An 8,519-nucleotide genomic window follows, 5' to 3' on the forward strand; every position below is an offset into this window, starting at 1 on the left:
AATGCAAACCCGAAGAGACCGAAGACGATCGAGGGCATGCCGTTCAGGAGGTCGATCCCGCTCCTGATGAGCGCAGTGACGCGTCCGCCGCGGGTGTACTCGGTGAGGTAGACAGCCGCCCCGATCCCGATCGGGAGGGCGAAGAGGATGGCGCCGCCGACAAGGTAGAGTGTCCCGACGATCGCCGGGAAGATCCCGCCGTCCCGCCCGAGGTCGCGGGGTGGCTGGGTGAGGAACTCCCACGAGATAGCCGGGAGGCCGTTGACGACGATGAAGAGGAGGATGGTCCCGAGAATAAAGAGGACGATCCCGATCGCCGCCCAGAGGACGGAGAAGGCGAGTCTCTCGGCGGTCGCAGGCGTGATCCGGTCACGGGCGAGGGAGACGCCCGCTGCAACGAGGAGGGCGGCAAGCGCCGGGACAGGGGGGAGGAAGGCAAAGATGACGGCCGCAGCCGCAAGTACGGCAACGATAGAGAGTATTCTCTTCACCTGCCGCCTGTCAGAGCCAACCCCCTGCCCGGCCCTGATCCGCGCCATGATCCAGAGGGCGGCGAGGTTCACGAGAAGGGTGATGGCAAGGAGGACCACCGCCACCCCGAAGAGGGCGTGGTAGTGGAGGGACCCGACGGCCACCTCGCCCATCTCGATCCCGAGGGTGCCGGTGAGGGTGCGGACCGGCGAGAGGACGTTGGTGATGGGCTCCGGGATGATGGCGGCGTTTCCCGTCACCATCATGACGGCCATCGTCTCGCCGATGGCGCGGCCTATCCCCAGGATCACCGCCGCCGTGATCCCGGAGAGGGCCGAGGGGACGAGGACGCGGCTGATCGTCTGCCAGCGTGTGGCGCCGAGTGCGAGGCTCCCCTCCCTGTAGGCGCGGGGCACCGTGCTCAGGGCGTCTTCGGAGACCGAGATGATCGTCGGGAGGGCCATGATGCCGAGGAGAATGGAGCCTGCAAGCCAGCTCTCCCCCGACGGCACGTCGAAGGTGACGCGGAGCCAGTCGGTGAGGACCACAAGGCCGAAGAAGCCGTACACGACCGACGGGATGCCGGCAAGGAGTTCTATGGCCGGTTTTACGACGGCCTTGACGCGGGGCGGGGCGAGTTCGGCGATGCAGACTGCACTCCCGATGCCGAGGGGCACGGCGATGGCCACCGCCCCGAGGGTGACGAGGAGAGTCCCGACGATGAGGGGCCAGGCGCCGTATACCGGGGGCGTCCCGGTGGGGTTCCAGGTCTCCCCGAAGACGAAGTCGGCGATCCCGACGGTCTCGAAGATGGGGAGGGCGTCACGGAGGAGAAAGAGGAGGATGAAGAAGACGGTGAGTGTGGCGAAGGAGGCCGCAATCAGCCAGATGAAACTGATCCCTCTCTCCTTCACCCTGGCGAGCCGGTTTTCCGGTGAGGATGCGGCGCGTGTTACCTGAAGATGGTTGTTCATGCTGGTGCTTCACCTCATGGGAGAGGGAGAGAAAAATTTTCTCTCCGTTCTCCCTGTCGATCAGGCGACCGGGACAAAACCCTCTTCTTCGACGATCGCCTGCCCCTCAGGGCTCAGGAGGAAGTCGAGGTACTCCTTCGCAAGGCCGGTGGCCTCGCCCTTCGTGAACATGGTAAGGGAGCGTGCGATCGGGTAGTCGCCGCTGAGGACGGTGGACACGGCCGGTTTGACCGTGGTGCCGTTCACGTCGACCTTCAGCGCCTTCACCGTCTCGTCGACGTAGCCGAGGCCGACATAGCCGATGGCGCCCGGCGTCTGTGCGATGGTCTGCTTCACCGCACCATTCGAGTTCTTCTCAAGTTGCGTGGGGACGAAGTCCTCCTTCTTCATGACGGTCTCATGGAAGAACTCGCGGGTGCCCGAGGCGCTGTCCCTGCCGACGACGACGATCTCACGGTCGGGGCCGCCGATCTCCTTCCAGTTCGTGGTGGTGCCCTGGTAGACCGCTTTCACCTCTGCGGTGGTGACCGTCTCCACGGTGTTCGAGGGGTGGACGATCACGGCGATCCCGTCCTTCGCCACGACGTGCTGGACGAGATCAGGATACTTCTGTTTCTCCGACTCCTTCAGGTCGCGGGAGGCCATGCCGATATCCGCAGTGCCCTCGCCGACGGCCTGGACACCGACGCTGGAACCGCCGCCGCTCACCTGGATGTCGGCCTGCTGGTGTGTGTCCATGTACGCCTCCGCCGCTTTCTGGGCGAGGGGGAGGACGGTCGTGGAACCGGTGACCGAGAGGCTCTCAGGGTTCGTGTCGCCGCCCCCGCCGCCCGTGCAGCCGGCAAAGAGGGTTGTAATCAGGAAAAGTGCCAGGAGAGGCACGGCAAGGAAGAGTGTTCTGCTCGTCTTCACGGTGCTTTCACCAGAAATAAAAAGTTGGGCATATAATATAACAGGTTTCGAATGAGACTATGGTGTGCAATATACTGCATAGAGAGTATAGTGCACTCTATAGGCCGGGCAAGAACTATAATCTCCCGCCGAAAACTCTGATCCATGGAGATCAGAAAGGTGCAGGTCACCGGGGGTTCGTCCTATATCGTATCCCTCCCAAAAGACTGGGTCCTTTCCTCGAATGTCAAGAAAAACGACCCTGTAGGCCTGATCGTCCAGCAGGACGGTACACTTCTCGTCACGCCGAGGATCGAAGCCGGGACTGCCCAGAGGACAAAGGAGTTCCCGGTGAGTGCAACCACTGACCCTGCCTACCTGTACCGTTGTCTTGTCGGGGCGTACGTCGCCGGCTACACCGCGATCACCCTGACCGCGCAGGGGAAGATGCCGTCGTCCATCAGGATGGGGGTCAGGGAGTTCACCCGGATGACCATCGGGCAGGAGGTCGTGGAGGAGACAGAGACCTCGGTCACGATCAAGGACCTGCTCAACCCGGTCGAGATGCCTTTCCGGCAGACGATCACGCGGATGGCGGTGATCGTACGGGGTATGCACCAGGACGGCATCGAGGCCCTGCGGTCGGGCAACCAGAAACTTGCCGGGGATGTCGTCGAGAGGGACAACGACGTGGACCGCCTCCACAGGTTGATCGCCCGCCAGTGTCACCTGGTGCTCGGCGACCCCGCGTTCTCCCGCAAGATGAACGTCACGCCAGCGGCGGCGATGAGTTATTTCCTGGCATCGCGGATCCTTGAACGGATCGGGGACCACGGGACGAGAATTGCAAGGAGTGCGGTCGTCCTCCTCGGGGAGGAGGTCGACGCAGAGATGGTGACGATGATCGGCGAGGCGAGCGCGACCTCGCAGGCGATCTTCGACCATGCGGTCTCCTCTCTCTTCGGCGAGGACCTGGAGGGGGCCAATGACGCCATTCAGCAGGTCGTCGGTCTTGAGAAACAGGCGCGTGCGGTCAACAAGGCGGCACTGAAATACGCTCCTGCCACGGCAACGGCAATCGTCTCGCTTTCCGATAGCATCAGGAGGATCGGCGAGTATTCTACCGATATCTGCGAGAACACCATCAACACTCTCATCGACCGGGGGTAAGCATTAACCGGGATGGATGTGATCCCCTGCCCGTATGGTTGAGGGTACTGCTCTGGTGGAGGTGACCGACACCACGTGGGAGAGAGAGATCGAGAGGGGGAAGGGGCCTGCCGTGGTGATGTTCTACAGTCCCGCGTGCCCCTTCTGCAAACAGATCGAACCTTTCTTCAGGCAGTTCGCGGGTGAGTATGAGGGACGGGTCCTTTTTGCACGCCTGAATGTGATGGGCAATGCCTGGACTGTCGAGCGCTATGCCGTGCGCCAGACCCCTTCGTTCCTCTTCTTCTGCGGGGGAAAGGCGGTCCAGCAGGTCGTCGGTGCGGCATTCCCTGCACTGCTGAAGAAGACCATCGGCGACTTCCTGGTGCATGGCGAGGGGTGTGCACGGAGCAGCACGGAGATCGATTATGATATCAGCGGATATGCATGACCGACGTTCTTACCGGTGGAGGGATATCTCATTTCCCTGATAGGAACGGGGAGATGGTAGAGCCCGATCAGAATTATAAATCATCGAACAAAAGAATAAAATTTATATATTAAAATTTACAAGTGTATGTAGGAGCGAACAGGGGTCTCAGCGACACGTCCCCCCCGTATATATGTGTCTTTTTTCTGGGATGCCTGTCCCTCCACTTTTTTTGAAAATAGTTACTCAGGCCATCCTCCTGACCGTCATGGCGACATACCTGAGAGTGATCCCTGCCATCAGGGAGAGGATGCCGAGCAACGTGAAGATGCCCCCGACCAGTGACTCCCAGAAGGGCAGGGCCGCTGTGGCCGCATAGGTTGAGAGGGCGGTGACCCCGAAGGTGATCCCCCCCACCAGTGCCACAAGGCCGGCGATGCCGAAGGTGAGGAAGGGGTTGCTGTACTCCATCGCCCTAAGGATGCTCCTCAGGACGCCGAAGCCGTGAGTGATCGGGTTTTTCTTGTGTTTGTTGGGGACATCGTATGTCACCGAGATGGGCACTTCCATGATGGGGATGCCCTGTTCCGTGAGACTGGTGATCATGTCTGACTCGACATTGTATCCCTTTGAGTCCATGGTGAAGTGTTCGATCGCGGACCTGCTGAGCGCCCGGAAACCTGACTGCGAGTCCGTCGTCGCGTGCCGGGAACTGAGGTTTGTCATCGCCGTGAGGACCGTCTGGCCGAGTTGACGGTATTTCGGGATCCTGTTTGTGTTACTGAGGAAACGCGACCCTATAACAAAATCGGCCTTCCCTTCACGCACCGGTCCGGCAAGTGCCGGGATCTCGTTGGGGTCGTGCTGGCCGTCGCCGTCAAGGAGGACGACGAAGTCAAATCCCCCGTCCTGCGCGTATTTCAGTGCTGTCCTGACCGCACCCCCTTTGCCGCGGTTCACGGCATGGGTGATGACCTTCGCGCCTGCTTCAAGGGCGATGGCCCTGGTGTCGTCCGTCGACCCGTCGTCAATGACCAGGACTTCGTCGACGTATTTTCGTGTCTGCAGGACGACCGACCCGATGGTGACGGCCTCGTTATAGCAGGGAATGGCTGCAAGTGATCTTTTTGTGCTGGGCGTTTGTGCGGGTCTGTAGATAACCGTCCCGAAAGCATGAGCGCCGCCGATACGTTTATTCTCCAAGTCTGGCCGTACGATCTCGGCCAGAGGCGCGTTCATATGGGCTGTTATTGCATCATGCTCCTGGCGTACGTACGCGTCATTTGGCAATATCGTCAAGTACCTCTGTCCCCCCCGGGATCGCACCGATGTGCTCTCTCGTAGAGGGATCTAATGGGATATCAGATATTTATAACTTTGCTCCTCCGTCTTGGGGACTTCTCGTCCGCCGGATCTCTGATCTCGGAACTCATCCCGGAAAATAGATCTGTTCCCCTGTTCCGGTCGTGGGATCTGGTTTCTCCCTCTGTTAGACGTCATTTTTTTCATAGCCCATATCAGTTGGCAGGAATACCCGGGTGCGTGGTCGGGATCGTACCGGCCCTGCACGCATGCCCCCGCTTATTTTCCCGGTCAACTGTTGCGTCGAGGAACTGCCCATATGCCTGCACGTGTGCGTCGCCCTCCGCGACCGCCCGGCGATCGCCTGGTCCGTAAAGAGCATCTCCCATGGCCGGCAACATCAATAGGGATGGATCCTCACCAGAAAAATCCCGCCCCGAAAGACCGGTTCGACCGGATGATCACCGAGGTCGAGGCAGAGATCGATGCGCTCCTCGGCTACCCTGACGACGAACTCGTCCGCGTCATCAGGGAGGTCGGGTTCTCCTGCACCTGCTGCGGTAGGTGCTGCACGCGGGAGTTCAACGACCATGTCTTTCTCCTGGACGGCGACACCGGGAGGGTGAGGACGATCGACCCCTCCGCCCTGATGCCCGCGCCGTACTTCGAGTTCTGCGACCAGGGCGGGACGTTTTATGTCTCCGGGTATGCGCTGCGGACGCGGGAGGACGGGGCATGCGTCTTTCTCTCTGAGGAGAGGCGGTGCACCATCTACGACCGCCGGATGGCCATCTGCCGCGTGTACCCCTACATGCTCCACCGCGAGGAGGGTGAGGACGGTACCGTGGACTGGCGGCAGATCAGCGGACTCAACCAGCACGGGGAATACTATGCCCCTATCGGTGAGGAAGAGGCGCGGGAGATCGCCCGCGAGGTGAGGGCCTACGAGGAGGCGTACCTCAGGCAGGAAGAGGCGTTTCTCCGGTGCCTCCGCGGCTACTTCGCCGCGCACGGTCTGCGCCATATCCAGAAGGTCTATGACCGGCAGATGGCCGCATTCAGGAAGGGTGCGCCGGTGCCGGTGCGTGTATACTGCGGCGGTACTTTCGAGGAGATGACGGCCGCCTGCAGCGACTATGGAAAGGTTCCCCGGCGGGCCGGGAAGGTCAGGCATGCCTGACCGGGGCGTCAGGTAGAAGGCGGGGCATCGCCATCTTTTTTATCAGGTGCGATCAACGTATAGTGCACCCGTGCCCCAGTGGCTTAGTGGCATAGCGGCTGACTTGTAATCAGCAGGTCGCGAGTTCAAGTCTCGCCTGGGGCTTGGAGACGCACGGTAAAAAGCCCTTTTTCTGAAAGGGGCTGTCTCCGTGTACTTTCCCCTTTTTCTGATGTCCAACAACATCATACCGCAGGTGATCACATCTTCCCGCGCGGGTGAGGCTTCCACGGCCCTGTCTTCGTCGGCGCACCTCTCCCTGCCTCCTGTCTTCCCTGAGAAGTTCCACAGGAAATACTATCTCTTCTACTCCACACTGTTAGAAAGAGGGTGCGTGTACATAGATCCGTCACAACCGTCACAAGTGTACTCACGGGGGAGGGGTGAGGGATCACCCGTGCACGGTGTGGGTGGTCGGTCCCTGGTGCTGACCCAATCACAAAAATGATCGACACCGTTGATGTGGGGCGTCCCGCTTCATGGTCCGCGCATGGCGCGCAGCATCTCCAAAATTGCGCGGTATGGCGCGCATCGTATCGCATGAATCGATCCGCACCGGTTCGATACGGCGGTGTCTGATGTCCACGGGTTCGACGTGTTTTTTGCAATCCCTCCTGTGTGTGGGGGGTTGCGATAAATTGCGATACGCAAAATGTTTGCGATAAATTGCGATACGATGCGCGCCATACTGGAGGGGGAGTTCCACAGGAAATACCACTACTTCTACTCCACACTGTTGGAAAGTGAGGGCGTGTACTTAGATCCGTCACAACCGTCACAAGTGTACTCACGGGGGAGGGGGTGAGGGATCACCCGTGGGCATCGGGTGTCCTGTCGCCGAAAAAGAGAGATGATGATCGTCGGTGAGGGCGTTCCCTTCTATTGGTCCCCTTCCGGGGCGGTTCTTCAGGCTTGATCAGTGCAGTCGGGCATAGACATTTCTCACACTCCGGGGTTTGCGCCCTCCTCGCCGGTTCCCCTCGGGCCCTGGGCAGGGGCCGTCATCGGGGGGCGTGGTCATGCGTCCTCGGGTTCCTCGCCGAATGCCTCTGCATACGATACGGGGTGCTCGGGGAGTCGTTCATAGAAGATCCGGGCGTCCTCCTCCTCCACAGGCTCGATGGCGTCCCGCTCGCCCTCCCACATCGACGTGTGGAGGAGGAAGAACCGGCCCTTCTTTGTCCTGTAAAGGTAGGTGTTCCGGCCGCTCCGGTCGAAGTTCGACCCGTCCCAGTACCGATCAGATGCAATCTGGTCGGCGTTCTCCGTGCTGTACTTCAGTCCATCAATGATCTGTTCCATATGGCGTTCTCCTCCCCTCAGTCCCTGCGGTCTTTCATCGGGGCGATGTGGGTACACCACGGTGTCAATGTCCCTTGCCTCGTTCCACGCCTGGAGAAAGGCACCGTCTTCCCGTTCGGCATCGAGGTGCCGGGCGTACCGGTCGCCGTCCACGAGGACCACGGTTCCGAAGTCCTCCACGCACCCGGGCGGTGGGAAGTATGACGGGGTGTCCGGGACCGGGAGTGACTGCGCGGAATGGATCGGGCCGACCGTCCACAGGTCGCCACCGGGACCGGACACCCTCAGGTACCACCCTGCCGGGTGCCAGCCGGGATCGTCGGTGAGGTGCACGTTCTCGATTCTGGTCCCCTTGCAGGTGGTGATCATCACCCGGTCGTCCGGCTGTCTCGTTGAGGTTCCCAGGGCTCGCCACGCGTCGCCGTACACGGTCTTCCACAGAAAACGGCGAAGAGGGGGGGTCATGCGATCACCACGGGGGAGGGTGCGGGCCTCCTTGGGGGGTTGCCTGCATCACCGAAGCCACGCTTCAGGGCGGGTCGGTCGGTGGCCTTTCTCGCCTCAGGCTGTGGGGAGAGGTCGGCAGGTGCGCTGACCATCGCCGCCGTCCTGAAGCCTCGATACACGTCCTCCACCTGTACCCGGCTTGCGTAGAGGGTCGGGAGGACCGGCATACCCACGTCGATCCTGAGGGCGATCCCCTTCCCGCTGCGGCTCATGTACGCACTCCCCACCCGCTCGATGGTGTCCACGTCGGTGGTGCGGGTGACCTGGTAGAGGG

At 61.0% G+C, this 8,519-nt stretch carries 9 protein-coding genes and 1 tRNA gene; 4 read left to right on the forward strand and 6 right to left on the reverse strand.

Annotation, left to right across the window (positions count from 1 at the left end):
• Positions 1-1,445: phosphate ABC transporter permease subunit PstC (gene pstC / locus Q0520_RS04195; RefSeq protein WP_298667007.1), on the reverse strand; the 1,445-nt coding region annotated here is incomplete at its 3' end.
• A gap of 60 nt (positions 1,446-1,505) precedes the next feature.
• The gene (locus Q0520_RS04200) at positions 1,506-2,357 is read right to left on the reverse strand and encodes a phosphate ABC transporter substrate-binding protein (protein ID WP_298667009.1); all 852 of its coding nucleotides are present in this window, start codon (positions 2,355-2,357) and stop codon (positions 1,506-1,508) included.
• A 144-nt stretch (positions 2,358-2,501) separates the two neighbouring features.
• Between Q0520_RS04200 and Q0520_RS04205 the strand changes: the two genes are divergently transcribed.
• Complete coding sequence (locus Q0520_RS04205; RefSeq protein ID WP_298667011.1) at positions 2,502-3,506, forward strand: phosphate uptake regulator PhoU; 1,005 nt, start codon at positions 2,502-2,504, stop codon at positions 3,504-3,506.
• Between the two features lie 34 nt (positions 3,507-3,540).
• Complete coding sequence (locus Q0520_RS04210; protein ID WP_298667013.1) at positions 3,541-3,936, forward strand: co-chaperone YbbN; 396 nt, start codon at positions 3,541-3,543, stop codon at positions 3,934-3,936.
• A 225-nt stretch (positions 3,937-4,161) separates the two neighbouring features.
• Here Q0520_RS04210 and Q0520_RS04215 read toward each other — a convergent pair whose 3' ends face one another.
• Together Q0520_RS04215 and Q0520_RS04220 are read right to left on the reverse strand one after the other, a co-directional pair.
• Positions 4,162-5,118, reverse strand: coding sequence for a glycosyltransferase family 2 protein (locus Q0520_RS04215; protein ID WP_298667015.1), 957 nt, complete (start codon positions 5,116-5,118; stop codon positions 4,162-4,164).
• 314 nt (positions 5,119-5,432) lie between these two features.
• Positions 5,433-5,606: a hypothetical protein gene (locus Q0520_RS04220; protein WP_298667017.1), complete on the reverse strand. Its 174-nt coding sequence runs from the start codon at positions 5,604-5,606 to the stop codon at positions 5,433-5,435.
• Between the two features lie 20 nt (positions 5,607-5,626).
• Between Q0520_RS04220 and Q0520_RS04225 the strand changes: the two genes are divergently transcribed.
• The gene (locus tag Q0520_RS04225) at positions 5,627-6,397 is read left to right on the forward strand and encodes a YkgJ family cysteine cluster protein (RefSeq protein WP_298667019.1); all 771 of its coding nucleotides are present in this window, start codon (positions 5,627-5,629) and stop codon (positions 6,395-6,397) included.
• Between the two features lie 72 nt (positions 6,398-6,469).
• Positions 6,470-6,541, forward strand: a tRNA-Thr gene (locus Q0520_RS04230).
• Between the two features lie 912 nt (positions 6,542-7,453).
• Here Q0520_RS04230 and Q0520_RS04235 read toward each other — a convergent pair.
• Together Q0520_RS04235 and Q0520_RS04240 are read right to left on the reverse strand one after the other, a co-directional pair.
• Positions 7,454-8,203, reverse strand: coding sequence for a hypothetical protein (locus tag Q0520_RS04235; protein WP_298667021.1), 750 nt, complete (start codon positions 8,201-8,203; stop codon positions 7,454-7,456).
• A partial coding sequence (locus tag Q0520_RS04240; protein WP_298667023.1) for a hypothetical protein occupies positions 8,200-8,519 on the reverse strand: 320 nt, incomplete at its 5' end. The genes Q0520_RS04240 and Q0520_RS04235, both read right to left, overlap by 4 nt.

This window comes from uncultured Methanofollis sp. (genome assembly GCF_937919355.1).
Lineage (GTDB): Archaea > Halobacteriota > Methanomicrobia > Methanomicrobiales > Methanofollaceae > Methanofollis.

What these genes read in the sequence shown, in the direction of transcription:
- Q0520_RS04220 (WP_298667017.1), bottom strand. Translation starts at nt 5,606, where the DNA reads ATGGGAGATGCTCTTTACGGACCAGGCGATCGCCGGGCGGTCGCGGAG.
- Q0520_RS04225 (WP_298667019.1), top strand. Translation starts at nt 5,627, where the DNA reads ATGGATCCTCACCAGAAAAATCCCGCCCCGAAAGACCGGTTCGACCGG.
- Q0520_RS04235 (WP_298667021.1), bottom strand. Translation starts at nt 8,203, where the DNA reads ATGACCCCCCCTCTTCGCCGTTTTCTGTGGAAGACCGTGTACGGCGAC.
- Q0520_RS04205 (WP_298667011.1), top strand. Translation starts at nt 2,502, where the DNA reads ATGGAGATCAGAAAGGTGCAGGTCACCGGGGGTTCGTCCTATATCGTA.
- Q0520_RS04210 (WP_298667013.1), top strand. Translation starts at nt 3,541, where the DNA reads ATGGTTGAGGGTACTGCTCTGGTGGAGGTGACCGACACCACGTGGGAG.